This is a genomic window from Mycobacterium sp. NGS15, from assembly GCF_059813245.1.
Genome location: NZ_JCALEF010000002.1, coordinates 84,471 through 107,796, shown reverse-complemented (window position 1 = coordinate 107,796; position 23,326 = coordinate 84,471). Strand labels below are relative to the sequence as shown.

Genomic DNA, 23,326 nt, shown 5'->3' with positions numbered 1-23,326 from the left:
GGACAGCACAGGTGTCCCTTGCACTCTCCACAGTCCATTGTTAACTTAGGCTTACCTCAGTTCGTGAGTACGACAGGGTTTGAATAGGAGAGGGTCGCCATGACCGCAGCACCGCCCACCACCGCCGAGCGCGTTCGTTCCGCTTGTGCACGGGCCGCGAGCTCAACTCTCGCCATCGCCGGAGCCGATGTGGTCGGAACCTCTTTGCACCATCTGTTCGACGACGGCACCTTCGCCATCGCGGTTCCCTCGGACAGCGCCATTGCCGCCACCGTTGTCGCGGCAGGCCAGTCCGGGATGCCCGCCCTCCTTGAGCTGACCGATCAAGCGCCGCTTCCGCTGCGCGAGCCGGTCAGATCACTGGTCTGGGTACGCGGCAACGTGGTGGCCGCCTCCGACCGGGAGGCCCGCGGCATCGTCGACGTCATCGCCAGCCGCATACCCAATCCGGCGCTGCTGGACATCCGCACCGATATGCGGTTGCGCACGGAGCCGGGCTCGGTCCTGCTGTGCCTGACCGTGGAATCGGTCGTTGTCGCCGATTCGACGGGAGCCGAATCGGTTGATGTCTCGGCGCTGCTCGGTGCCCGGCCCGATCCCTTCTGCGCGCTCGAAGCCGGGTGGTTGTCACATATCGACCATGACCACCGCGATCTCGTCGAGCGACTGGCACGACGTCTTCCGCTGAACCTGCAACACGGAGAGGTCCGGCTGCTCGGCATCGACCGCTACGGCATCCAGCTGCGTGTGGAAGGCACGGCGGGCGACCACGACGTGCGGCTGCCGTTCCGCGAGCCCGTCAACGACACCGCGGGCCTGAGCCAAGCGCTTCGCATTCTGGCCGGCTGCCCGTTTCTCAACGGACTGCGTGCCCGCAAGATCTAACCCAGCAACAGTTCACGCAACACCCCGGCGAACATCGCAGGAGCCTCGCGATGCGCGAAATGACCTTGCCCAACAAGCTCTTTGACTCGCACCCCGGCCACCCGCCGTGCCAGATACCCCACCGGCTCACGGAACTGCGGTGGCGAGTTCGCCCCTTCGAGTAGCAGCATGGGGATGACCGCGTGGGTGTACTCATCGAGCACCCCCACGCAACGATCCAGCGCGTGAAACTCCCGGGACACGGTCGCAGAACGCGCTCGAACTGCCGCGCTCCCTTCCCGATTCGCCACAGCGACGCCGTCCGACACCGGAAGCGGCGGCTCGTACAAGACGACGGCCGCCACATCAAGTCCGCGGCGCAACGCCTCCAGCACAACGACGGCGCCGAAGGAATGGCCGAGTATCACCGCGTCGGGTCCAGCTTCCGCGGCTACCGCGATGACATCCTCCGCCTCGCGCGCCAGGCTGTGCTCTGCGGCGTCGGTGCTCGCACCATGACCACGCCGGTCGACGAGAAAGCAGGTGAAGTCTCGCCGCAGCTCCACGGCGACATCGGACCAACTGGCCCCCGAATCCATCGCGCCGTGCACCATCACGAGCGGCGGCCCCTCACCGGACACGGTCAGGCTCAGCCGAACCCCATCGGGCGATGCCACAGAGCGCAGGGTGCTCACCACATTGGACACTCTTCCACCAATACCAGCCACAATGGGCGCCGTGGCCGAATCGCAGTCTTCACCTCTTCGCGCATGCAGGGGGCCCCTCCCACTTAAGGAGGCCGCATCGGACATGACACCACGCACCATCCGCATCGAGATCGGGATCGTGCTCGCCATCAGCTTCGGGATGAGCGCGGTCAGCGCCATCCTGCAGTTCGCGTCTGCCGTCCTGGCGGGACTTGCCGGTCAGACGGTCGCCCTCAATCCCCGTCGCGCCGAGCTCAGCCTGATAGACCTGGGCTTGAATCTGGTATCGATCACACGGCTGGTGGCCTGGGGAGCGCTTGCGGCGTATCTGCTGTGGCGCAGCGGTTTCAGCCTGTCCTCGATCGGGCTCGGCCGCTGGCGCTGGCGGTCTGACGGTTTGAGCGCACTCGGATTGGCCGCGCTCATAGGCCTGCCGGGCTTGGCGCTGTACGTAGGGGCGCGCTGGATGGGCCTGAGCGTTCAGGTCGTTCCCGCCTCGCTCGATGACACCTGGTGGCGACTGCCGGTGTTGGTGCTGTCCGCGTTCGCGAACGGATGGGCCGAGGAAATCGTCGTCGTCGCCTACCTCCAGACACGACTGCGGCAGCTGGGCTATGGAACGACCACCGCCATCGCAGCCTCGGCGCTGCTACGCGGTTGCTACCACCTTTATCAGGGTGTGTCGGCCGGTATCGGAAACGTGGTGATGGGTCTGGTCTTCGGGTACGTCTGGCACCGCACCGGACGGCTGTGGCCGCTGGTCGTCGCCCATGGTGTGATCGACACCGTGGCCTTCGTGGGATTCGCGTTGCTCCGGGATCACCTGGTCTGGCTCCATTAGCCTCATCTCATGGGATGCGCACGATGACCGAGCCCACCATCCCTTTCCGTGGACGGCGCCCTCGGCAACGGGAGAGCCGGGAGGACAGCGAGGTCATCCGTCGGCATCCACACCAGCCACCTCCTCCGGCACGCGGTAACCCGCCGCGCCGGCAGAGCCCCCCGCCTCCGCGCCGCGAACAGTCACCGTCACCGAGGCCTTCCTCCCGCGATCCGCGATCGCGCCGTTCGGCACCGCCTGCCAAACCGCTGCCACCCCCACCGTCATCGCGTCCACGGCGGAAACGGCAGTGGGGAACCTGGATACGACGCACCTTCGTTCTCGCGATGACCCTTGTCCTCCTTGGATTCTGCGCCGTCATCGGCACGGCGTTCTGGATCGATGGGCGGCTGCATCGGGTCGACGCCCTCACCGACTACCCGGAGCGCCCCTCGCCCGGTAGTGGAACCAATTGGCTTCTGGTCGGTTCAGATAGCCGCCAGGCCCTCAGCCCGGAGCAGGAAGCGGAGCTCGCCACCGGCGGAGATACCGGAGATGGCCGCACCGACACAATCCTGCTGGTGCACATACCCGCCTTCTACGACGGCGGGTCAGCCACCATGGTGTCCCTCCCACGCGATTCGTACGTCCCGATTCCCGGATACGGCAGCGACAAGATCAACGCCGCGTTCACGCTGGGCGGACCCGCGTTGCTCACCCAAACCGTCGAACAGGCCACCGGACTGCGCATCGACCACTACGCGGAAATCGGATTCGGTGGATTCGCCTCGGTGGTCGATGCCCTCGGCGGCGTCTCGATCTGTCTCGACGAGTCGATCGACGATCCACTGGCCGGAATCAGCCTGGCGCCCGAGTGCCAGACACTCAACGGACCCAGCGCCCTTGGGTATGTACGCAGCCGGGCCACACCGCGCGCCGATCTGGATCGCATGACACACCAACGGGCGTTCATGTCCGCATTGCTTCGCAGGGTGAGCAGTCCGGCGGTGTGGGCCAACCCGTTCCGCTGGTATCCGCTCGCCACGTCCACCGCCGACGCCATCACCATCGCGCAGGGCGATCACAGCTGGAATCTCGCCCAATTGGGTCTGGCCCTGGCCGGTTCCGTGCAAAACCTGACAATGCCCATCGGCTCGTTCTCCTCGAACTGGGCGGGCGACGTCGTCACATGGGATGAGGATGCCTCGGCGCGGCTTTTCGAAGCTCTACGCACCGGTCAACAAGTTCCGGTAGACCTCTTGCCCGACCCGGCCACACCGACCCCTTGACGCACTAGGCTTTTCGGTGTGGCTACCACCGATCCCCACGCGCGCGCATCCTCACCGTTCCTCGAACTGCTACGTGATCAGATCCGCAACGAGTTCACGGCCTCTCAGCAGTACATCGCCATCGCGGTCTACTACGACGACGCCGATCTGCCGCAGCTGGCCAAGCGCTTCTACGCGCAGGCCGTCGAGGAGCGCAATCACGCGATGATGATCATCCGCTATCTGATCGACAAGAACGTCGCCATCTCGATCCCCGGTGTCGACCCCATCATCAACGAATTCGCCGACGCGCGCGCACCCATCGCCCTCGCTCTCGAGCAGGAGAAGCGCGTGACCGATCAGATCACCGAACTCGCCCGCTCAGCCCGGTCTTCGGGCGACTACTACGGCGAGCAGTTCATGCAGTGGTTCCTGAAGGAACAGGTCGAGGAGGTCGCCACCATGGACACACTGTTGACGGTCGTCGACCGCGCCGATCACGACCTGTTCGATCTGGAGAACTTCGTCGAGCGCGAACTGAACCGCCCTGTCGGCCAGGATGCGACGGCGCCGCCCGCCGCCGGCGGCATACTCTGACTAATTTTGTGCACGACGATTTCCCATTACAGGTGCGCACAAATTAACTTTGGCTAAGTTAAGAATTGGCCAATTAGCTTGCGCAATATTCAACCACTACTTAGGTGACCGTAACCTCATTAAGGCTGACCTTGGCTGACAGGGCCTCTGACCTGGTCTATTGTCGAATTTATGTCCGCGACAGACACCCCCAAGACTAAATTCAACGCGCTTCTCCATGACCAGATCGGCCACGAGTTCACCGCGTCTCAGCAATACATTGCAATTGCCGCGTATTTCGATGACGCCGACCTTCCGCAACTCGCCGCGCACTTCTACAAGCAGGCTGTCGAAGAACGCAATCACGCCATGATGATCGTGCGATACCTCATCGACCGGCGCGTCACCGTGGAGATCCCCGCGGTGGGCGCGGTAACGAATGGATTTACCGCGCCGCACGAGCCGCTGGCGCTGGCGCTGGCCCAGGAACAGACCGTCACCGAGCAGGTCACCGAGCTGGCCCGCACCGCCCGGGACGAGGGCGATTACATCGGTGAGCAGTTCATGCAGTGGTTCCTCAAGGAACAGGTCGAGGAGGTCGCCCTCATGGACACCCTCCTCACCGTCGCAGAGCGTGCCGGAGACAACTACTTCGACCTCGAGGAGTTCGTGGCACGCGAGATCTCGGTGGTGTCAAGCGATCCCACTGCACCCCCGGCCGCGGGTGGCTCGCTGTAGTCAACCTGGCCTAACGCTGACCACTCTCCCGGTCCTCTACCGCGGTAGAGGACCGGGAGAGTTTGATTTCATGCCCGTCACGCCTATTCACGCAACCCCCGTCGGCTAATCTTGCTTGGCAGATCCTGATTTGCCATCTCTAAGGACGAAGCGACGGAAGGGGGCGGTGGACCGGATGTCCCGCGGCCGACATATTCAATTAACACTCACGGCTTCTCGTGCCATCGAGTCACTTCGCGCCGATCCTTTGTTTGTCGATGCACTGGCCGAGTACCTGGTACGGGCGTCAGGCGAGCCGTATGCGCTGGCATTGCTGAACCATCAACCAGCGGATTCGCCCGTTGCTGCGGACTCGACTAGCGACCAAAAATCCTTCATTGCACAGTGCCGGTCCCTGATGACGCGTCATTACGACGATTCCCTCCTGGCAGCGACGCATTCCGGCGCTCGCCAGGTGGTGCTGTTGGCGGGTGGCCTCGATACCCGCGCTTACCGCCTGGATTGGCCCGAGGGCACCACGATCTTCGAGGTCGACTACCCCGAACTGCTCAGCTTCAAGCAAGAGGTGCTCGCCGGTAGCGGCGCGGAATCCCGTGCCGAACGCCGCCAGGTCGGGACCTTCCTCAGCGGCCCATGGCAGTCGGACCTGACCGCCGCGGACTTCGATCCCGACCTGCCCACCGCATGGCTGGCCGAGGCACTCGTCTCACACCTACCCGGTCCGAGTCATGACGCGCTCTTTGAGCGAGTGATCGAAATGTCGGCGCTCGGCAGCAGCATCGCGACCGACACCGATGGGATCGCACCCTCTGGCCAACCGTGGGCTGACGTTCGTGATGCGTTGGGCCCGAACGAGTTCCAGGCGGATGTGCTATCACAGGTGAACGACGGACGTACCCTCTCCGGGGAATGGCTATCGGGCCACGGCTGGCTGATACAGACGATCACCGGTCGCAAACTCGCAGAACGCTATGACCGTCCTCTGGACGGCGACCCGGCGCCGTACTCTCAGGAATTCGCGGAGCGCCGGTTCCTTACCGCCACGCTGCCAGCGACATACCTGTCTTAAGGCCAAAACTAAGGTGCTGCAGCGAGGTCCGCGCGGGCGGACGGGGTCATTCAGCTACAAGGCGGTACCGGTGAGGCCTCGCTGTAACCAGGATTTGGTGCGGCCAGGATGATTGGTGGCTATCCAGGCGACGCCGATGCTCCGGCAGAACTCGACGTCCTCGTAGTGATCGACGGTCCAGCAGTATGTCGCCCGCCCCTGAGCCGCAGCCCTGTCGACCAACTCCGGGTGCTCACGCAGGGTCGCAACGGAAGGCCCCACGGCGGTGGCTCCCACGGTGGTCGCCGCGCTGCCTCCCAGATACCGTGACGTCTCGCCCAGGAGCACGGTCGGCAGCATGGGAGCCGCGCGACGGATGCGCCACACCGCCGCGGCCGAGAACGACATGACCACCGCCCGCGACATATCCGCCGACGCCGGTGCAGCGATCCCGAACCGGTGCAGCAGGGCCAGCACCTTGTTCTCCACCAGCGACCCGTAGCGGACGGGGTGTTTGGTTTCGATGAACAGTTTCACCGGACGGTTCCAGTCGAGTACTAGCGACACCAGCTCCTCCAGCGTGAGCAGCCCGGTGCCCGATTCAGTCTCCGCGGCGCCCGGATGCCAACCGCCGAAGTCCAACGCACGCAGCTGACTCAGCGTCATCTCGCTGACCAGCCCGGTCCCATCCGACGTGCGATCCACCCTGCGGTCGTGCACACAGACCAGTTGTCCGTCCCGAGTGAGGCGGACATCGCATTCCACCCCGTCGGCCCCCTCCTCGAGAGCGAGCTCATAGGCGGCAAGGGTGTGCTCGGGCAGATCCGCCGACGCACCTCGATGCGCGACGACGAACGGATGCCGTTCAGCCCTGCCGTCTATATCGCCGGCTCCTTGCATAAACTGCGGTTCCGCGCCATCACCAGGCTCCGGCGACTCGGTCACGCTCCAATGCTGCCGGTTCGTGCCCCGTTGGTTCAACCGCAACGCCGGAATTGTCTTCGCGTGTCGTCGGCACATCCGGTTGATCGGCATCGACGGGTACGGGCCCCTGCGGGGATTCCACCGCCAGCCAGCGCACTGCCCGCTGATGTCCCTCCGGCACGGTGAAGCCGTTGTACACGCGCCGAAGCGACCAGGCCGCAACCGCCGCGATCGCGTAGTCGAACGTGGTGAACAGCGCATTGTCGGCGACGCCCTGCACCGTGAGCGGATCACGGACGACCCACGTCACGAGCACCAACAGCCAGGTCACGCCCCACAGGACCGACCACCACACGATATTTCGGTACTGCCGATACCACCGGTTCTCGATCTTGGCTAGCTCGAGAAGAAGCAGCGGTATGCCGACGATATTCACGATCGGCAACAAGCAGCCCACTCGGATCTCCCACCGTGCCCGCGGATCATCAAATCCCAGGTCGCGGTATGTTTCGGCGCGTCGCTCGATCATCCAGTCGGTGAGGAACCATGCGGTGGCCGCCATCACCGCAAAGGCGAGCGCCACGCTGAGGAGCACTAGCCCGTTCGAGGTGCTGGCGACGAACCGCGGAATCAGCGCTCCGCGGTTGTAAACCATCAGCGCATATCGAAGAAAATGCGCACACGAAACGATTGCCAGGGTGATGATTGTGGCCAGTAGGAGCTTTTCGAGCACCCGGCTGGGGACGCGACCCCCGGCTATCCCTTGGCGTGAGGATCCCGCCGGTTCAATGTGGTCTACCAGACCCCAGCGGGGGACGTATCCGTAGCGCGGCGTCGGTCCGAGCGGACGCCTTCGGCGAGCCGGTGTCGGGGGCGAGCCCGGACGCACGGCAATCCATCGATATCCCGCGGGAAGCCGCGCGGGACGTGCCGTGGGACGACCGGTGGGCGTTGCCACGGCACCCTGCCCGGTGGGCGGAACCCAGTACTTTCCGCCCGACGGCTGCGCTCCGGCAGGCGGGCGCGGCATCGGCGCCGAAGGACGTGACGGGGCGGTCATTCCCGGTTCAAGCAGCGTGCCCCGACACCGCGGGCACCAGTATCGACGCTGCTCACGCACGTTCCACTGAGTACCGCAGCGGGAGCACACCTGGATCATTCGTCCAGCGTAACGGCCTGGGGGTGCAACCGGCAGCGAGTAGTGCACTGGCGCCAGCCCGCGCGGGAGGTCGCCGGGAACTCAGCTGATCGTCGGCTTACCTGCCTGTACCCAGGCCAGCATGCCACCAGAAACATTGCTGACGTCGAATCCGTTGCGGTTCAGGTAGGCGGCGGCACGCTGAGATCGCCCGCCCGCATGGCAGATCACCCACAGCGGAGCATCCGGATCGAGCTCGTCCATTCGGGAGGGCACATCACCGAGCGGTATATGTTGCGCGCCCTCGATATGCCCCGCCGCCCACTCATCATCCTCGCGGACGTCAAGCAACTTGACACCAAGATCTAACGCGGCCGAGATCTCGTCGATGCCGACCTGTGGAACTCCATCGCCCGAAGGGAAGCTCATCATCCATTCCTGTCGCTCGATTGATATGACTGCCGCGGTGTCTGCAACTTTTCGCAGTGTGACGCACGCCACAGCAATGTCGGCTTATCCACAGTATCCACAGGTTGATCCACAAACCACAGGCTGCTCATTTGCATTTGCGCTGGCCAGGACTTCGTGGGGGCACTCAGCAGGGCTGGCGACGGGGAACCGTAGCACTGCCTGTGCATAGTTAGCGAATTCATAGTCGGCGCCGTGGGATAGCTCACGCCCGTGCTGGACCACCGGGTGGCACATCCAGTCCGATGGGGCAGGAAACCGACGTCCCGCCAAGCCCGCAGTACCCGTTCGGGTTCTTGGCCAGGTACTGCTGGTGGTACTCCTCGGCGTAGTAGAAGGTCCGGGAAGTCACCTCCGAATCCCCGATCGGCCCGTCCAGCGGAGCAATCTCCGTGGTGACCGCTCCGTATCCCGCGTCAGCGAGTGCGGACCCATATCGCGTGGCGCTCGCGGCGGCCTGTGCCGCCTGACTCTCATTCGTCGCATAGATGGCCGACCGATACTGGCTGCCTCGATCGTTGCCCTGCCGCATGCCCTGCGTGGGGTCATGGCTCTCCCAGAACTGCACCAGAAGCTGCTCGTAGGTCACCTCCCGGGGATCGAACACCACGAGCACGACTTCGGCATGCCCGGTCCGCCCCGAGCACACCTCTTCGTAGGTCGGATTGGGCGTGTAGCCCCCGGCGTACCCGACAGCCGTGGAGTAGACACCGGGAACCTTCCAAAAGCCTCGCTCAGCACCCCAGAAACACCCTTCTCCGAACACTGCGGTTTCCAGCCCCTCCGGGAAGGGCGGCACGATCGCGTGACCACTGACGAAGTGAGTGCCGGATATCCGGATCGGGGTGGCGCGCCCAGGTAGAGCCGCACCCTCCTCGACGATTGCCGACCTTCCCGGGGTGAGCCCGTCTTCGAGTCGCCCCAAGATCTGATCGCGAACGTTATCTACCCAAGAAGCCATGCCCTCGATGGTACGCGGAACAGGCAACCAATTTGCTGGTCTAGCTGGGGTTTCCAGCCGCACGCAGGGTGAATTTTCACGCATCGCGATTTAGAGCTATGATGACCGTCACACGCGAGATGCTGTGACTCATCTCACCGTGGAGGTACTTGCACCGGTGGCAGGAGGGCGGCGATGACAGCACAGTCGGCAGGGCACGAGTCCCTATCCACGTCCGGCTGGCAGTTGACCCCTCGCTGCTACAACACCTCGTACCGCGTCGCGGCCTTCCGCGCGCTTCTCATCGCCCTCATCCTCGCGGCCGGTCTCGCGTTTCTCATTCTGATCTAGCCAGCTGATCTAGCCAGATTTTTTGGCGCTTCGTTTCACCCGACCAACATTGGGTAACCAATTGAGGATGCGTACGTCCTTGCGACGCGTTGCGCAATAGAGCAGGGTTGAATCGGTAGGCCGGCAGTCCGGTGTAAACCGGTTTGGCCGTGTCTTCTCATGGAATGAATCTGCACACACGCGGATAGAAGCGAGCGGAAAGGAATCTCGTGGCTGAGTACACACTGCCCGATTTGGACTACGACTACGGAGCTCTGGAGCCCCACATCTCGGGACAGATCAACGAGCTGCACCACAGTAAGCACCACGCGACCTACGTGGCGGGCGTCAATTCCGCTGTCGCCAAGCTGGAAGAGGCTCGCGAGAAGGGGGACCACGCCGCGATCTTCCTCAATGAGAAGAACCTGGCCTTCCACCTCGGTGGTCACGTGAACCACTCGATCTGGTGGAAGAACCTGTCTCCCAACGGCGGTGACAAGCCGACCGGCGATCTGGCCGCTGCCATAGACGACCAGTTCGGTTCGTTCGACAAGTTCCAGGCGCAGTTCACCGCGGCGGCCAACGGTCTGCAGGGCTCGGGCTGGGCAGTGCTCGGCTACGACAGCCTGGGGCAGAAGCTGCTGACCTTCCAGCTGTACGACCAGCAGGCCAACGTCCCGCTGGGCATCATCCCGCTGCTCCAGGTGGATATGTGGGAGCACGCCTTCTACCTGCAGTACAAGAACGTCAAGGCGGACTACGTCAAGGCGTTCTGGAACGTGGTCAACTGGGCCGACGTCCAGGACCGCTACACCGCGGCCACCACGAAGACGTCGGGTCTTATCTTCGGCTGATCTCGCTGTTTCGCTTGGGCCCCGGGTTTGTTACGAATCCGGGGCCCAAGTGTGTTTTCGGCGTGTCCGCTAGCAATTGCGGGGTGACTCCGCGCATGGTAATTCTGGAATGAGCAGCGTCGCGCAACGTTGATTGTGATGTCAGAGTGATTGCGAGCGTGGCAGATATGACGACCAGTTCCGATCAGCCGATCGAGATCGCGCCCTTCCACGCGGGCGGTTCACTCAGAGGGTTCGTAGTGTGCGGCCGCTGGCCCGATTCCACCAAGGAATGGATGCAGCTGCTGATCGTGACGGTGCGCATCGCCACGCTGCCCGGCTTACTTTCCACCACAACGATTTTTGGTGCCCGCGAGGATCTGCCTGACGATCCCGCACCCGGCATGGTCGGTTTGGTGGTCGCCGAAGGCACGGTACTCGGAGAATCCGCCGTCGCACCCGGGCATTTTGCAGAACACCAACCACCGGCGTTGGTCATGCTGCATCCGCCATCCGAGACCAACCCCACACTGCCGGAATGCCTTGGTGCGGCCTCGGGTTGCCTTCTTCTTCCCGGCCTGCCACACCTGGGCCTGGAGCATCGAGCCGCATGGGCCGAGGCCGAGTCGGACGGCACGGTCACATCGGTGGTGAGTCGGGTGGGCATCGATCCCATCAGCGATCCCGATACGGCGGTATTGGCCATGCTGCTTGCCGCGTAGTGGGTATGACTGAAATATCTTCTTACGCTTAAGTTTTCGATGCCCACGAAGCCGATCCCACCCAGCGGGCAAAGGCGCAACCTCTCACAACAAGAGATCAATGTGCCGGCGCCAGACAGCCGGTCGGGCGAACCTGTTACGTCGGCTGCACAAGATCTGGCAACCATTCCCACGCCTGCTGCGATGAGGCACCCGCTGCACTGCCGGCAGTCAACGGCACTTCCGGCATCCAATCCCTGTCGACGGTCATGGTTCACAGCCTCTCTGTCGCCGTCGGGCACGTCCTCAGGCCATTTCCCCGGGCAGGCCCATCACCTACCGCACAGGTTTGGCGCCCATCGGCTCCGCGAGCTGGATGGGGTGCAAGAACAACGCAAACGACGCCCCTGAACCAGCGACCGCCCACACGACTAGTTTCGCCTTCCTGGCGATCATTTCCTCGATATCGAAGCCCTGCCCAGTGGCCCGATAAGGCCAACCGAGGCCGCCCCGCCAGCGATCATCAGAGAAGCCCCGTGCTGCTGACCGCGCCGCCGGGCACGATGTGCGCTGACGTGGCCGCGTTCCTCACGAGCGCTCCGCGGCAGCGGTCACTTCCGTCACATCTGCTCAAGAACATCGCCTCAGCACCCGCCGCGATCGCGGTGCCGGAGGGTCTTGACGGCTCCCGAGGCCGGTATCGGGCGGCAGTGACCGACCACACTCACCCACCCGTTGCTGTGATCTTGCTCACAGTCCGCAGGCACGGATTTACCGCTGGTCAGAGGGGATGCCCTGTTGACAGGCACACTTGCCGTCAACGTTCCACTATTTAAACGTTACCTATGCGCGGCGATTCCCGCCATAATCGCTAGCTGCCGTTATCGTCACGGACATGACATCGGGCCAGGTCAGCGAGGCATGCGCGGACAAGGCTCGGTGTCGGTGCGAGTAGCAACTCAGCAGGTTATACAGCCGGGCACCGTGTCCGGCCGACTTAGGAAACGAATGCGAACTCTCCACACGGCCCGCAGCGGAGCCTCCGAGCCATCGCCCTGGGGATTTATCAATCATTTGCCTGAGAACGAAGATTCCCAGATCGTCCCGAATATTGGACGCTGCACAGATGTGCCCGAGCTAGCAGGTTTGGAGAACCGAACACCATGTCCAACGTAGGCGAACTTGATGGTTGCGCTTGGCTGCAGGCAAAACTAAGGTTACGATAGGCAGCAAATACGTCCCCCGAATTAGCAACTTTATCTGTTTGTGGAGGTAAGGCTCGATGAGCACCACGTTCACCGCACGTTTGAATCGGTTGTTCGATACCGTGTACCCGCCCGGGCGCGGCCCACACACCTCTGCCGAGGTGATCGCGGCCCTGCGTTCCGAGGGCATCACGATGTCCGCGCCGTACCTGTCGCAGCTGCGATCAGGTAACCGCACCAACCCTTCGTCGGCGACCATGAAGGCGCTCGCGAACTTCTTCCGCATCAAGCCGGCGTACTTCACCGACGATGAGTACTACGAGAAGCTCGACCAGGAACTGACCTGGCTCGCCAACATGCGCGATGAGGGTGTCCGTCGGATCGCGGCCCGCACCGTGGGGCTGTCCGTCGAGGCACAGGACCGCATCACTCAGGCCGTCGACGAATACCGTCGCCAAGAGGGTCTCGACAGTTAGTCCGCTGCTCACCTGGCCGGTCCACTCGGGGAAGGACCGGCCAGTTTGGCGTTCACCGCTCATCGAGTCGGCGGGGTGCGCACGGAGGGGCGGCGATTTACAACTTAAGAATGACGTTCGGCACGCACCAGTCTGCGGTACTCAGTGGCAATCGCGAGAATCCATTCGCGATCGGAGTATCCGTCAGGCTGGTGTAGCCATTCCGGGCCCGGGAAATTCTCTTCCGGATCACCCTCGGTAAGAACCCATTTCACCACCGCGTGGGCCTGCGCATCCGGTGGAACGTCGAGTTTCACCGGTTCCGCACCGAGCTCTATATCGCCATCACCCTCCGATTCGGGGTCTAGCCCCTGGGCGTGCATCGCCTCCAGGAAGAGCGCATCGGAGATATAGGCCATCCGATCTGCCACCTGGAAGGCCAGCGGTCCGCGTGGCCGCACGCCGATCGCTGCATCCGGCTGACGCTTCTTGAGATCGTTGTACAACGGGGCCAATACGAACATCTCACGTCGGGCGACCAGCCAGGTCTCAAAGGTCGGCAACAGCGACCCCAACGCCACCATCGCCATCGCACAGCCGATCAATGTGGCCGCGGTCCCGATCGTCACGTACTCCGAATTCGCCACCGCGACACCGGCCACCACCAAGACAGCCAACACCAGCAGGCTGATCCCGACGGTGAATAAGAACAAGGCGCGGCCCCGACGGCTGCGATTCGAGTAGGCCATCCCCGCCCACAGCACCACCGATAGGGCGACGGCGATGTACAACATCGGGACGAGCCAGGCTGTGCCAGAAGCGAATCCGCCCAGATCGCGCTTGAGAAACTCGCGCGGCGTCATCTCGGGTAGCGGACCGCGGGAAAAGAACACGGCAAGGCTGGCGCCGGCGATCACCACCGCAGCCAGGTACTGCCAGCGCGCCCATCGCTTGTTGGCCGCCGCGGTACGGCTGGCCGACATGCTGGTGATCATCACGCAACTGCCCGCCGCACAGGCCGTCAGCGCGGCCTGGCTCACCGCCACCGAGATGTTGGGCCAGCCCAGCGAGCTGTCCACAAGAATCGTCAGCGGCTCCCAGTTCAGCGCCGACACCAGCGCCAGGCTCCCCAGCGCAACGATCATTCCGGTGCTCACCGGGGATTGTTTGTGGACGAGCACCCACCCGATGCGCAAACCCGTCGCCATACCCAGCAGCCCGGCAATCACCCAGGCGATCACCCAAAGGCCTCCCCGAGCCTGACCTGAACGATGGAAGCACGGTCCGAGGGCAGCCGGCCCAGGCGGTAGAGCAGCAACGCCGCGAAGTCCTCGGCCTCTTGTTCGGCCTCCATCCCGGCCGCGCCCATGCATCCGGTGCGCTGGGACAGCATGTACGCGATGAGGTCATCACTGGCGAATTCTGCTTCGTCCCTGGCCATTTCAACCACCGAGATGCCCTCGTGCCGCAGCACCACATGCCCTAGTTCATGGGCGAGCGTGCGATCCCAGGTGGGCAGGCCGCGCTGGATGATGAAGATGTCTTCGTTCTCGTACTGGCGCCATTGACCGCATACCCCGGGCGGTAGATCAGCAGAGATGATCTCGATGGATCGGTCGCGATCGCGACCGACGGCGTCCACGAGTGCGGTCAGCGTCACCTCACCCTTGCGCGGGGCCAGATCGAGCACAGCGTTGACGGCGTCGGTCACACGACGGCCTGCGCCCATGTGCGTCTCCCCTCAACACGTACCTTCCCGGACAGACCCCTGACGGGTGCTGTATCGATTCTCCCCTACTCCAGGAAACGGGCGGCAGCGGAGGCGCGCACGGTATGCCCGGCCTTGGCTTGCCGGTATCCGATGGCGCCTCCCACGAAGGTCATCATCGCGATGCCCACGGCACCCGGAATGGCCACTGCGGCGATCTCGGATGTCTTCGTCAGTCGGAGGTAGTCGCCGTAGCCGGTACGGGGCGCGATGGTCTCGGCCGCGACGAACTGCTCGATCGGCTTGGCGACGGCCTCGGGTTGCTTGGAACCGCCGGCTGTCACGACGACGTCGCCACCCCGGCCGCTCTCGGCCTGCTTGATGGTGACGACCGGCGGCGCCGGCGGCACGACCGGCGCTAGTGGGGCAATGACCGGCGGCGCGGGTGGTGTCGCGATCGCGACCGCGGGAGCCTTGGGCGTCGGCACGCTCGGGGGAGCTATGGGGCCGGTATGAATACCGGGGTTCCCTCCCGGGTTCCGGGTGCCGGCCGCACCACCGAACGACGGCGTGGCCGTGGCCGGGACGCCACCGATATCGGGAAGGCCGGGCAGGGTGATCGCATGATCGTGGTCATCGGATTCATGCTCGGGACTCGATCCACCGCCGGCACCAGGTGTGTGCGTCGACGTGCCCGGCTTTTTCTTCCAGATGACGATGGTGCGGCCGCCCACGTTGATGGTGACGCCCGGAACCTTCAGCTCCTCGGACGAACCCGCCTCGTGCTCTGTGTGTGTCGGGCCGGAAGTGGGTGTGTCGACCGTCGCGCCCGGCGCCGTCGCGGTGTGCGGCGAGGTCGCGGTCTCGGTCTTGGGTGTCGTGGCGGTCTGAGCCTTAGGCGCCATCGCGCCGGCAACCGAGCCCAAAGCACCCTTCAAGCTCGGCCGCTCTTCGGTATGAGTTGTTGTGCCACTAGAGCTTTCAGCAGTGGGCGTGGTGGCGTCCGGAGTGTGGACGCCCGCAGCACCACCCGAATGCGGCAGCGTTATCTCGGTGCCGCCACCGATCCCCGACGTACCACTGGAAGAGCCGGGGGTGCTGGTGCTCGAACCGTTCGGGGTGCTGGTGCCCGAACCAGGACCGTTGGTGCTCGAATCATGGCCGCCTGCGGCATTGTCGGGCGATTTACCGTTGGCACCGGCAGACCCCGGCTTGGGAACACTTGCCCCGGCGCCCTTGTCTTTGTCGCCCTTGCCTTTGTCGCCGGCGGAGGAGTCGCTGCTATTACCGCCCGCCGCGCCTTCCGATCCAGAGCCGCCGTGCAGGCTTTTGCCAAAGCTCGGAGACGAGGGCGCGTTGCGCGTGCCGCCGCTGCCCGGCCCACCGCCACCACCGACTCCGCCACCGAGCAAGCCTCCGGTGAGCTTGTGGAGTGCGCCACCTAGACCGTGGTCGTTGTCATGATCGCCACCCGATCCGCCGCCCGGTTTTGCGTCCGCGGCCGGGGTCGTGCTGGCGAAAACCCCAAATCCCCCCAAGAGTGTCCCCGAGCTGAGCAGCGTTACCGCAGCCGCGCGCGCGGAGGCACGCTTCAGCTGCTGGCTTCTCCTGCTCGGATTTGCTCGATGTCGCCCCACGGCGAACAGCATGCCGGGAATTTGCTCGGAGGTCAAATATCTATCGCAAATTGTGGCCCCTTTCACCTCATGTTCCCCATGCAACGCCAGAATGGCGGCTTCTAGGACTTCGCTGGAGACTATCGGGAACCTTTGCAGCGTGCGGCGCGACCACCTGAATACGCGGTCCCATCCGCACGGGGCCAGCGCGGGCCGGCGCGCTAGGGTTAGCGCCACACTCGCAACGCGATGAACGGAGGCCGCTGGGATGGGTTTTCTCACCAGCCGCAAGAGCCGCTCGACGAAACGTGCCGAGGCTCGGGCTCTGAAGGCGAAGGCCAAGCTCGAAGCCAGATTGGCGGCGCGTAACGACCGGCGACGGATGCTCATGCAGGCGCGTTCGGAGTCGGCCGCCCGGCGCGACTCGCGCAAGACGGAGCTCGCGACATTGAAGGCTCAGCGGCAGATCGCCCAGGACCAGCTCAGGGCCGTGCGGGAGGGCAAGCTGCTCTCGCCCACCCGGATCAAACGCACCCTGACTGTGGTGCGGCTGCTGGCCCCGGTGCTGCTGCCGGTGCTGTACAAGGGGGCCATCGCGGTCCGCGGGGTGTTGGATCAACGCCGCGCCGATCGCCTTGGCATACCGCTTGCAGAGCTTGGCCAGTACTCGGGCGTCGGAGCGGAGCTGTCGGCCCGTATCGCCGGCGCTGAGCAGTCCCTCCAGGCCGTCCTCGACCGGGCACCCAAGGACGCGGAAACCAAGAAGTTCACCTCGACGGTCCGTGCCCGGCTGGAAGAGTTGGGTACCGCAGTGGGGGCCTCCGAACACATGCCGCCGACCCGCAGGCGCGCGGCCCATGCCGCCATCGCCCGCGAGCTCGACGGTATCGACGCAGATCTGCTTGCCCGACTCGGAGTGAGGTAATCCATGCGCATGTTTCCCCGACTGATCGCGGTGTCGACCGCGGCGGCCGCGGCACTATTGGTTCTGGCTGTTCCGGCGTCCGCCCACGTGCGCGTGACCACGGATAACACCGCCCGCGGTGGCTACGCGACGCTGGAGTTCTCGGTTCCCAACGAATCCCAGAGCAAGGCGCTGACCACCGAGTTGACGGTCCGGCTACCGGATGTCGGCTCGGCGAGCACGGAGCTGCTCCCGGGCTGGACCAGCACCGTGGATCGGGACGCCGCGAAGGGCACGGTCAGATCTGTGACTTGGAAGGCCGTCCCGGGCAATGGGATCGGGCCCGACCAGTTCGCCTTGTTCCGGGTGCGCGTCAAACTCCCCGATACCGAGTCGGTGGTCTTCCCCGCGATACAGACGTATGCCGACGGTCAGGTCGTCACGTGGGATCAGCAGGCCCAGCCCGGCGGTACCGAGCCGGAGCACCCCGCACCTGCGCTCGACCTGACGCAGAGCAAGGCCGATCACGATGGACACTCGGCGCACGCGCCCCAGGTATCGGCAACCCATGATTCCGGGCAGAGCGCGGTACATCCGGATAAGACGGCCCGCTGGTTCGGCGGGATCGGCGTGATCCTCGGTGCCGTCGCGCTCGTGCTTGCGGTCACAAATCGGCGGAGGCAACAGTGATGGTGGTTCTACGCAAGTCGGTGTCCGTGTTCTTGTCTGCCTTTATCGTGTTGGCCCTGGGCCTGGTGTTGCCCGGCGTGGCGGCCGCGCACGCCGTCAAGGTGTCCTCCGATCCGGCGGAGAACGCCGTGCTGTCCGGGCCCCCCGCCCAGGTCAGCGCCACCTTCAACGAGCCGCTGCAGAAACGTTTTTCCGCGCTGACGATCATCGGGCCGGATGCCAAGACCGACCAGTGGCAGGCGGGCGATCCGGTGGTGTCCGGTGCGACGATCTCTGTCGGGATGAAGGCGGGAGCGCCCGCGGGAAAGTACGCGGTGAACTTTCGGGTGATCTCCGAGGACGGGCACCCGGTCGACGGATCCTGGCAGTTCACCATCACCGGCTCGGGTGCGCCGGCCTCCGCAGGCGCACCGACGGTGTCCCAGCAGCCCTCGGGGACGAGTTCTTCTGCTCCGGTGCCTTCCGCGAATCCGACCGACGGCGACCTGCCCATGTGGCCGTTCGTCGTGGCAGTGGTGGTCTCTGTGGGCGCGGCGCTCATCTGGACTCAGCGTCGTCAGTCGTAGACCGCGAAGGGGGCCGACTGGCCTTTTTACGGTGTGACGGCATGATGGACAACGGCGGGGCGGCAGAGATCCGGGTGTGAGCCGCCCATCGTGGCCGCGTGCGCGCCACGAACACCCAGGACGACCGAAACTTGCGAAGGAGCAGGCGCATGGCGGACCAGGACAATTCGGCTAACGAGCCCAACCAGACACCGGAGAAGCCCGTCGGCGGCGACGCACCAAAGCCCGCGGCACCGGCCCGCCCCGCGAAGGCCGCGAAACGTCCAGCGGCCAAACGCGCGCCTGCTAAACGACCTGCTGGCTCGTCGGCACCGCCGAAGTCGGGGCCCAAGGCCGAATCCGGCTCCAACGCCACCCCGGCGCCGGCACCCACACCGAAGCCGCCTGCCGCACCGAAGCCCGCCAAACCAGCGAAGCCCGCGGAGGCACCGGCATCCGAAACGCCGGCGTCCGAAGCCCCCAAGCCAGCTGCACCCCCGGCGTCGGCGCCAGACGCGGCCCCCAAGCCTGAGCCGGCGCCCGCTGCTCAGCCCGTAGCTCAGGCCCCCAAGCCGGTTGTCGAGGCGCCTCAACCGGAGGCGGCCAAACCGGCACCCACACCTGAACCTGCCCAGCCGGATCTCGCAGCGGCGGCCCGGGAGGCTGCCGCGCAGGCTAAGTCGACGGTCGATTCGGCCCCGCCCCCGATTCCCGGCCCCGCGCCCGAAGCGGGCAGACAATCGCCGAACCTGAAGATCGCGTTCGGTGCCGCGTTCGCGATCCTCGTGTTGCTGCTGCTGCGGCGCCGGCGTGGCCACGAGGACGCCACCGAACTGGACTGATCGGCTTCACCCGCCGCCGTCACGAGAAAAGGCTTGACCCTCACGTCACGGGAGGCCGCACAGTGTCGGACGTGAACGAAGACACAAGTGGACCAAACCTGATGACGGTGGGTCGGGTCTCCGAACTGACCGGCCTCTCGGTCCGGGCACTGCACCACTATGACGAGATCGGTCTCGTGGTGCCCGGCGCACGTACCCAGGCCGGCTACCGCGGATACACCGACACCGATATCGAACGGCTGCATCTGGTGCTGCTGTATCGCGAGGTGGGGTTTGGCCTTGAGCAGATAGCGGCCCTGCTCGACAATCCGGATACCGACATGCACGCGCACCTGGAAAGCCAGCGCTCCCTGCTGTTGGACCGTATCGACCGCTTGCACCACATGGTCGCGGCAGTGGAGAAGATGATGAACGCTCACAAAAGCGGTATTCAGCTGTCCGTCGAGGAGCAGATCGAGATCTTCGGCGACAACAAATACGTCGACGAGTACGCGGCAGAGGCACATCAGCGCTGGGGCGATACCGCGGTCTGGAGGCAAAGCCAGGAGCGCTCGGCCCAGTACACCAAGGAGGACTGGGTCCGGATCAAGGCCGAGGGTGACCGGCTCCTTGCCGATCTCGCGGCCGCCAAACGAGACAGTGTGGCACCGGGGTCGAAGCGGGCCGACGCATTGGCACACGCCCACCGGCGCAGCATCGACGAGTTCTTTGACTGCTCCCCGCAGATGCAGGTGTGTCTTGCGTAGATGTACGTGACGGACGACCGGTTCCGGGCCTACTACGACGACGCGGAGCCCGGTCTTGCGCAGTGGCTGCACGATGTGATCGCCGCGGCGGTGGCTTCAGAGGCTACTCAACCTGGGCAATAAACTCAGGGTATGACGACAGCACCGATCACACCCCAACCGACCGCCGACCTGGGAGACGAGCTGGGCATCGACATGGCCAGTTGCGATCTTCAGCTCACCCAGTTCGGGGGGCGGCCCGTATTCGCCGGGGCCATCACCACAGTGCGCTGCCATCATGACAACGCTTTACTGAAATCCATTCTCTCAGAGCCTAGTTCGGGTGGCATCCTGGTGATCGACGGCGGCGGATCGCTGCATTGCGCGCTGGTCGGCGACATCATCGCCGGGATCGCCGTCGATAGCGGATGGTCGGGCCTGGTGATCAACGGTGTGGTTCGGGACAGTGCCGAGTTGGCCACCATGGATATCGGCATCAAGGCCCTCGGCACCAACCCGCGCAAGGGCACCAAGACAGGTGCCGGGGAGCGCGACATCGTCGTCAGCTTCGGCGGTATCGACTTCACACCGGGGGCGATCTGTTACGCCGACCACGACGGCGTTGTCGTGGTTCCTGCCTGATGTCGGTGCGGCGGCTGGCCGAGGCGCTCAGGGGAGCACCCGTACCACTGGCTGCGGTCGATGTGGACGCGGCGCGGGCCAACGCCGCGTCGCTGGTGGCCGCCGCCTCCGGTCTGCCGATCAGAGTGGCCAGCAAGTCGATACGCAGCACCACACTGATACGAAAGTTTTTGCAAATACCAGGTTTTCGGGGGGTGCTCGCCTTCACACCCGCGGAGGCCGTGCATCTCGCCGACGCCGGCGTCGACGATCTACTGATCGCCTACCCCAGTGTCGACCGGGGCGCCCTGGCCACGGCGGCCCGGCATCGCTCCGTCATCCGCCCCCTGATCGATTCCGCCGAGCATGTGAATCTGCTCGCGGCGGTATCCCAGGAGACCAACGCACCGATCCCGGTGTGCCTGGATATCGACGCCGGGTGGCGTCCCCTCGACGGCCCGGTACATCTAGGGCCCAAGCGATCGCCGGTGCACACCCCCGAACAGGCGGCCGCCCTCACCGATCTGGTGTGCGCCACCCCGGGGCTGCGGCTCGCGGCGGTGATGGCCTATGACGGACAGATCGCCGGCGTCGGCGACATCGTCCCGGGAAACCCGTGGTACCAGTTGGCAGTTCGCGGCATGCAAGCGTCCTCGCTGCGCGACCTCGGCCAGCGTCTCCCTCGGCTGCTGGATGCGGTAACCGCGCGGCTCCGGGCCGCCGGAGCACCGCCGCTCGAGCTGGTGAACTCCGGTGGTACGGGCAGCCTCGCCCGCATCGCGGGCCTGGGATTCGCCACCGAATTGGCTGCCGGGTCTGGCTTCTTCGCCCCGGCACTTTTCGACAACTACCGCAGCCTGCACCTGGATCCGGCCGCCGCGTTCGCGCTGCCGGTGGTGCGCAAACCAGCACCCGGCCTAGCGACGGTACTGGGCGGTGGGTACATCGCCAGCGGCCCTGCCGGGGCAAGTCGCGTGCCGGTGCCCTCGTGGCCCACAGGTTTGTCCTTTGACGCGTCCGAGGGTGCCGGGGAGGTGCAGACCCCGTTGCGGGGCGCGCGGGAACTGGAAATCGGCGATGTGGTGTGGTTCCGGCACGCCAAGGCCGGCGAACTCTGCGAGCACTTCACCGAACTACAGCTCGTCGAGGACGGTCAGCATGCGGGATCGGTATCCACCTATCGCGGTGAGGGAATGATGTTCCTGTGAGCCTGTGGCACAACTGGAGTGGTCAAACATCTTGTGCACCGGAACTGGTGGCCCGGCCGCGGTCCGAGGAGGAGCTGGCTTTCGCCCTGAGACGTTCTGCAGGCCGGACAGTGCGACCGGTCGGTTCGTCGCACTCCTTTACCGAGCTGTGCGTCACCGACGGTGTGCAGGTTGACACCTCAGAACTGCGGCGACTGGTCTCGGTGGATGAGCAGAACCGGGTGCGGGTTCAGGCCGGCATCAACCTGCATGATCTGAACCGCACATTGTTGCGGCGCGGGCTGGCCCTGCCCAATCTCGGCGATATCGACGTCCAGACTCTCGCCGGAGCGGCAGCAACCGGAACGCATGGGACGGGCCTGCGGTTCGGCAATATCTCGCAGACCATCGTTTCGATGCGAATCATGGCTGCCGACGGCGCTATTCACGAGATCACCGGCGGCAACGAACTGCGGGCGGCACGGATCTCATTGGGCGCGCTGGGCGTGGTTACCGAGTTCACCCTGCAATGTGTTCCGGCCTTCCGGCTGCACCGCCGCCAGTCCGTGCACGATCTGGACACCGTGCTGGCCGATCTGCCCACATTGCTGAGCGATACCGATCACCTTGAGCTGTACCTCTTTCCGCACACACGCCGGGTCCTGCTGCTGCAGTCGACTCGCACCCTGGAAGACCCGTGGCCCCGCAATCCGGTGCGGCATTGGATTCAGCGCGATCTGGTGGAAAACGGCGCGCTCGGCGCGTTGATGTGGACGGCCGGGCGTGTACCCACTGCAGCCCTGTATATATCGAAACTTGTTGCCAGTCTTGCTGGTTCCAACGAGTCGCAGGATGAGAGCGCTGCGGTGTTCGCGAGCCCCCGCAAGGTGAAGTTCACTGAGATGGAGTATTCACTTCCGCTGGAGAATGCTCGCGATGCCATCGAGACCGCACTGACCACGATTGAGCAGAACCATCATCAGGTGGCCTTCCCGTTGGAGGTCCGCTTCACCCAGGCCGATGACGCACTACTGGCCCCGGCCTATGGCCGCGAAAGCGTCTACTTGGCCGTGCATCAGACGATTCACGGACCATGGGAGTCGTATTTCCACGACCTCGAACCCATCCTGATCAGGCTGGGCGGCCGCCCCCATTGGGGCAAGCGGCACTCCTTGACCGCCGCGCAGCTGAGTCAGCGCTATCCGGAATGGCAGACATTCCAAGACGTCCGCGCCAGATTCGACCCCGAGGGCGTGTTCAGCGGCGGCTACTTGGACAGACTCCTCGGACCGGTCAGCCCCTGAACCAGGGCGGCGGAGTTGGGACGAAAGCCTGATCAGGGCCGATCACCGCGAATGACGTATCCGGGGGTTCGCTATCCCAGACGAAGTCGGCGGTCCAGTCCGCATCGGGCGGCCTCGAGTCAGTGGCGGGCACACCGTCCACGGCAGACGGCCGGTTGTGTCGTCCCAC

26 protein-coding genes and 1 pseudogene are annotated in these 23,326 nt (G+C 64.8%); 18 read left to right on the top strand and 9 right to left on the bottom strand.

Annotated features, from left to right (window positions below; translation table 11 throughout):
* The first annotated feature begins 99 nt into the window (after positions 1–99).
* Positions 100–885 (top strand): DUF2470 domain-containing protein, encoded by a 786-nt coding sequence (locus AC5Y5C_RS04755; RefSeq protein WP_499969541.1) that lies wholly within the window; start codon positions 100–102, stop codon positions 883–885.
* On the opposite strand, the gene AC5Y5C_RS04750 is transcribed toward AC5Y5C_RS04755, so the two are convergent.
* On the bottom strand, positions 882–1,571 hold the full coding sequence (locus tag AC5Y5C_RS04750) for an alpha/beta fold hydrolase (RefSeq protein ID WP_499970580.1): 690 nt from the start codon (positions 1,569–1,571) through the stop codon (positions 882–884). The two genes, AC5Y5C_RS04755 and AC5Y5C_RS04750, sit on opposite strands and share 4 nt — an antisense overlap.
* A gap of 103 nt (positions 1,572–1,674) precedes the next feature.
* On the opposite strand from AC5Y5C_RS04750, the gene AC5Y5C_RS04745 reads away from it, so the two are divergent.
* The 5 genes from AC5Y5C_RS04745 (at position 1,675) to AC5Y5C_RS04725 (ending at position 6,042) form a co-directional block, all read left to right on the top strand.
* Positions 1,675–2,412: a CPBP family intramembrane glutamic endopeptidase gene (locus tag AC5Y5C_RS04745; protein ID WP_499969538.1), complete on the top strand. Its 738-nt coding sequence runs from the start codon at positions 1,675–1,677 to the stop codon at positions 2,410–2,412.
* A gap of 326 nt (positions 2,413–2,738) precedes the next feature.
* Entirely contained in the window at positions 2,739–3,680 is a 942-nt protein-coding gene (locus AC5Y5C_RS04740) for an LCP family protein (RefSeq protein WP_499969536.1), read from the top strand.
* An 18-nt stretch (positions 3,681–3,698) separates the two neighbouring features.
* Positions 3,699–4,256, top strand: coding sequence for a ferritin (locus AC5Y5C_RS04735; protein WP_499969534.1), 558 nt, complete (start codon positions 3,699–3,701; stop codon positions 4,254–4,256).
* Positions 4,257–4,427: 171 nt separating this feature from the next.
* Positions 4,428–4,973, top strand: coding sequence for a ferritin (locus AC5Y5C_RS04730; protein ID WP_499969532.1), 546 nt, complete (start codon positions 4,428–4,430; stop codon positions 4,971–4,973).
* 175 nt (positions 4,974–5,148) lie between these two features.
* Positions 5,149–6,042 carry an SAM-dependent methyltransferase gene (locus AC5Y5C_RS04725; RefSeq protein WP_499969530.1) on the top strand — a complete coding sequence of 298 codons (894 nt, stop codon included), beginning with the start codon at positions 5,149–5,151 and terminating at the stop codon, positions 6,040–6,042.
* Between the two features lie 54 nt (positions 6,043–6,096).
* On the opposite strand, the gene AC5Y5C_RS04720 is transcribed toward AC5Y5C_RS04725, so the two are convergent.
* From AC5Y5C_RS04720 to msrA, 4 genes are all read right to left on the bottom strand, one after another.
* Complete coding sequence (locus tag AC5Y5C_RS04720) at positions 6,097–6,921, bottom strand: glycerophosphodiester phosphodiesterase (protein WP_499970578.1); 825 nt, start codon at positions 6,919–6,921, stop codon at positions 6,097–6,099.
* 19 nt (positions 6,922–6,940) lie between these two features.
* Positions 6,941–8,005, bottom strand: a complete 1,065-nt coding sequence (locus tag AC5Y5C_RS04715; RefSeq protein ID WP_499969528.1) for a DUF4328 domain-containing protein — start codon at positions 8,003–8,005, stop codon at positions 6,941–6,943.
* Between the two features lie 180 nt (positions 8,006–8,185).
* Entirely contained in the window at positions 8,186–8,512 is a 327-nt protein-coding gene (locus AC5Y5C_RS04710) for a rhodanese-like domain-containing protein (RefSeq protein ID WP_499969526.1), read from the bottom strand.
* Positions 8,513–8,756: 244 nt separating this feature from the next.
* A complete protein-coding gene (msrA, locus tag AC5Y5C_RS04705; protein WP_499969524.1) occupies positions 8,757–9,512 on the bottom strand; it encodes a peptide-methionine (S)-S-oxide reductase MsrA in 756 nt (251 codons plus the stop codon).
* A gap of 174 nt (positions 9,513–9,686) precedes the next feature.
* Between msrA and AC5Y5C_RS04700 the strand changes: the two genes are divergently transcribed.
* The 4 genes from AC5Y5C_RS04700 (at position 9,687) to AC5Y5C_RS04685 (ending at position 13,036) form a co-directional block, all read left to right on the top strand.
* On the top strand, positions 9,687–9,842 hold the full coding sequence (locus AC5Y5C_RS04700; RefSeq protein WP_499969522.1) for a hypothetical protein: 156 nt from the start codon (positions 9,687–9,689) through the stop codon (positions 9,840–9,842).
* Positions 9,843–10,051: 209 nt separating this feature from the next.
* On the top strand, positions 10,052–10,675 hold the full coding sequence (locus AC5Y5C_RS04695; protein WP_499969520.1) for a superoxide dismutase: 624 nt from the start codon (positions 10,052–10,054) through the stop codon (positions 10,673–10,675).
* 167 nt (positions 10,676–10,842) lie between these two features.
* Positions 10,843–11,376: a peptidase gene (locus AC5Y5C_RS04690; protein ID WP_499969518.1), complete on the top strand. Its 534-nt coding sequence runs from the start codon at positions 10,843–10,845 to the stop codon at positions 11,374–11,376.
* Positions 11,377–12,637: 1,261 nt separating this feature from the next.
* The gene (locus tag AC5Y5C_RS04685) at positions 12,638–13,036 is read left to right on the top strand and encodes a secretion protein EspR (protein ID WP_046252093.1); all 399 of its coding nucleotides are present in this window, start codon (positions 12,638–12,640) and stop codon (positions 13,034–13,036) included.
* 104 nt (positions 13,037–13,140) lie between these two features.
* Here the strand turns inward: AC5Y5C_RS04685 and AC5Y5C_RS04680 are convergent, their stop codons facing one another.
* The 3 genes from AC5Y5C_RS04680 to AC5Y5C_RS04670 all read right to left on the bottom strand — a co-directional run bounded on the left by AC5Y5C_RS04680 (position 13,141) and on the right by AC5Y5C_RS04670 (position 16,282).
* On the bottom strand, positions 13,141–14,256 hold the full coding sequence (locus tag AC5Y5C_RS04680; RefSeq protein WP_499969516.1) for a hypothetical protein: 1,116 nt from the start codon (positions 14,254–14,256) through the stop codon (positions 13,141–13,143).
* The gene (locus AC5Y5C_RS04675) at positions 14,253–14,744 is read right to left on the bottom strand and encodes a DUF955 domain-containing protein (protein ID WP_499969514.1); all 492 of its coding nucleotides are present in this window, start codon (positions 14,742–14,744) and stop codon (positions 14,253–14,255) included. The genes AC5Y5C_RS04680 and AC5Y5C_RS04675 overlap by 4 nt, the downstream gene beginning before the upstream one ends.
* Before the next feature lie 65 nt (positions 14,745–14,809).
* Entirely contained in the window at positions 14,810–16,282 is a 1,473-nt protein-coding gene (locus AC5Y5C_RS04670; protein WP_499970576.1) for a hypothetical protein, read from the bottom strand.
* A gap of 325 nt (positions 16,283–16,607) precedes the next feature.
* Between AC5Y5C_RS04670 and AC5Y5C_RS04665 the strand changes: the two genes are divergently transcribed.
* The 8 genes and pseudogenes from AC5Y5C_RS04665 (at position 16,608) to AC5Y5C_RS04630 (ending at position 23,157) form a co-directional block, all read left to right on the top strand.
* On the top strand, positions 16,608–17,264 hold the full coding sequence (locus AC5Y5C_RS04665) for a DUF6474 family protein (protein ID WP_499969512.1): 657 nt from the start codon (positions 16,608–16,610) through the stop codon (positions 17,262–17,264).
* Positions 17,265–17,267: 3 nt separating this feature from the next.
* Entirely contained in the window at positions 17,268–17,933 is a 666-nt protein-coding gene (locus AC5Y5C_RS04660) for a YcnI family copper-binding membrane protein (RefSeq protein WP_499969510.1), read from the top strand.
* Positions 17,933–18,499 carry a copper resistance CopC family protein gene (locus AC5Y5C_RS04655; protein ID WP_499969508.1) on the top strand — a complete coding sequence of 189 codons (567 nt, stop codon included), beginning with the start codon at positions 17,933–17,935 and terminating at the stop codon, positions 18,497–18,499. The genes AC5Y5C_RS04660 and AC5Y5C_RS04655 overlap by 1 nt, the downstream gene beginning before the upstream one ends.
* 149 nt (positions 18,500–18,648) lie before the next feature.
* A complete protein-coding gene (locus AC5Y5C_RS04650) occupies positions 18,649–19,320 on the top strand; it encodes a hypothetical protein (RefSeq protein ID WP_499969506.1) in 672 nt (223 codons plus the stop codon).
* A gap of 101 nt (positions 19,321–19,421) precedes the next feature.
* A pseudogene (locus tag AC5Y5C_RS04645) lies at positions 19,422–20,189 on the top strand (MerR family transcriptional regulator).
* Between the two features lie 9 nt (positions 20,190–20,198).
* The gene (gene rraA, locus AC5Y5C_RS04640) at positions 20,199–20,687 is read left to right on the top strand and encodes a ribonuclease E activity regulator RraA (RefSeq protein ID WP_499969505.1); all 489 of its coding nucleotides are present in this window, start codon (positions 20,199–20,201) and stop codon (positions 20,685–20,687) included.
* Positions 20,687–21,874: an amino acid deaminase/aldolase gene (locus AC5Y5C_RS04635; RefSeq protein WP_499969503.1), complete on the top strand. Its 1,188-nt coding sequence runs from the start codon at positions 20,687–20,689 to the stop codon at positions 21,872–21,874. The genes rraA and AC5Y5C_RS04635 overlap by 1 nt, the downstream gene beginning before the upstream one ends.
* Entirely contained in the window at positions 21,871–23,157 is a 1,287-nt protein-coding gene (locus tag AC5Y5C_RS04630) for a D-arabinono-1,4-lactone oxidase (protein WP_499969502.1), read from the top strand. The genes AC5Y5C_RS04635 and AC5Y5C_RS04630 overlap by 4 nt, the downstream gene beginning before the upstream one ends.
* Here AC5Y5C_RS04630 and AC5Y5C_RS04625 read toward each other — a convergent pair.
* Positions 23,147–23,326: a hypothetical protein gene (locus tag AC5Y5C_RS04625; protein WP_499969500.1), complete on the bottom strand. Its 180-nt coding sequence runs from the start codon at positions 23,324–23,326 to the stop codon at positions 23,147–23,149. The genes AC5Y5C_RS04630 and AC5Y5C_RS04625 overlap by 11 nt on opposite strands.

Bases quoted from the DNA above. Each gene is read 5' to 3' on its own strand.
- AC5Y5C_RS04755 (WP_499969541.1), top strand. From the start codon at position 100: ATGACCGCAGCACCGCCCACCACCGCCGAGCGCGTTCGTTCCGCTTGT.
- AC5Y5C_RS04745 (WP_499969538.1), top strand. From the start codon at position 1,675: ATGACACCACGCACCATCCGCATCGAGATCGGGATCGTGCTCGCCATC.
- AC5Y5C_RS04740 (WP_499969536.1), top strand. From the start codon at position 2,739: ATGACCCTTGTCCTCCTTGGATTCTGCGCCGTCATCGGCACGGCGTTC.
- AC5Y5C_RS04730 (WP_499969532.1), top strand. From the start codon at position 4,428: ATGTCCGCGACAGACACCCCCAAGACTAAATTCAACGCGCTTCTCCAT.
- AC5Y5C_RS04725 (WP_499969530.1), top strand. From the start codon at position 5,149: ATGTCCCGCGGCCGACATATTCAATTAACACTCACGGCTTCTCGTGCC.
- AC5Y5C_RS04720 (WP_499970578.1), bottom strand. From the start codon at position 6,921: ATGCAAGGAGCCGGCGATATAGACGGCAGGGCTGAACGGCATCCGTTC.
- AC5Y5C_RS04715 (WP_499969528.1), bottom strand. From the start codon at position 8,005: ATGACCGCCCCGTCACGTCCTTCGGCGCCGATGCCGCGCCCGCCTGCC.
- AC5Y5C_RS04710 (WP_499969526.1), bottom strand. From the start codon at position 8,512: ATGAGCTTCCCTTCGGGCGATGGAGTTCCACAGGTCGGCATCGACGAG.
- msrA (WP_499969524.1), bottom strand. From the start codon at position 9,512: ATGGCTTCTTGGGTAGATAACGTTCGCGATCAGATCTTGGGGCGACTC.
- AC5Y5C_RS04700 (WP_499969522.1), top strand. From the start codon at position 9,687: ATGACAGCACAGTCGGCAGGGCACGAGTCCCTATCCACGTCCGGCTGG.
- AC5Y5C_RS04690 (WP_499969518.1), top strand. From the start codon at position 10,843: ATGACGACCAGTTCCGATCAGCCGATCGAGATCGCGCCCTTCCACGCG.
- AC5Y5C_RS04685 (WP_046252093.1), top strand. From the start codon at position 12,638: ATGAGCACCACGTTCACCGCACGTTTGAATCGGTTGTTCGATACCGTG.
- AC5Y5C_RS04675 (WP_499969514.1), bottom strand. From the start codon at position 14,744: ATGGGCGCAGGCCGTCGTGTGACCGACGCCGTCAACGCTGTGCTCGAT.
- AC5Y5C_RS04665 (WP_499969512.1), top strand. From the start codon at position 16,608: ATGGGTTTTCTCACCAGCCGCAAGAGCCGCTCGACGAAACGTGCCGAG.
- AC5Y5C_RS04660 (WP_499969510.1), top strand. From the start codon at position 17,268: ATGCGCATGTTTCCCCGACTGATCGCGGTGTCGACCGCGGCGGCCGCG.
- AC5Y5C_RS04655 (WP_499969508.1), top strand. From the start codon at position 17,933: ATGGTGGTTCTACGCAAGTCGGTGTCCGTGTTCTTGTCTGCCTTTATC.
- AC5Y5C_RS04650 (WP_499969506.1), top strand. From the start codon at position 18,649: ATGGCGGACCAGGACAATTCGGCTAACGAGCCCAACCAGACACCGGAG.
- rraA (WP_499969505.1), top strand. From the start codon at position 20,199: ATGACGACAGCACCGATCACACCCCAACCGACCGCCGACCTGGGAGAC.
- AC5Y5C_RS04635 (WP_499969503.1), top strand. From the start codon at position 20,687: ATGTCGGTGCGGCGGCTGGCCGAGGCGCTCAGGGGAGCACCCGTACCA.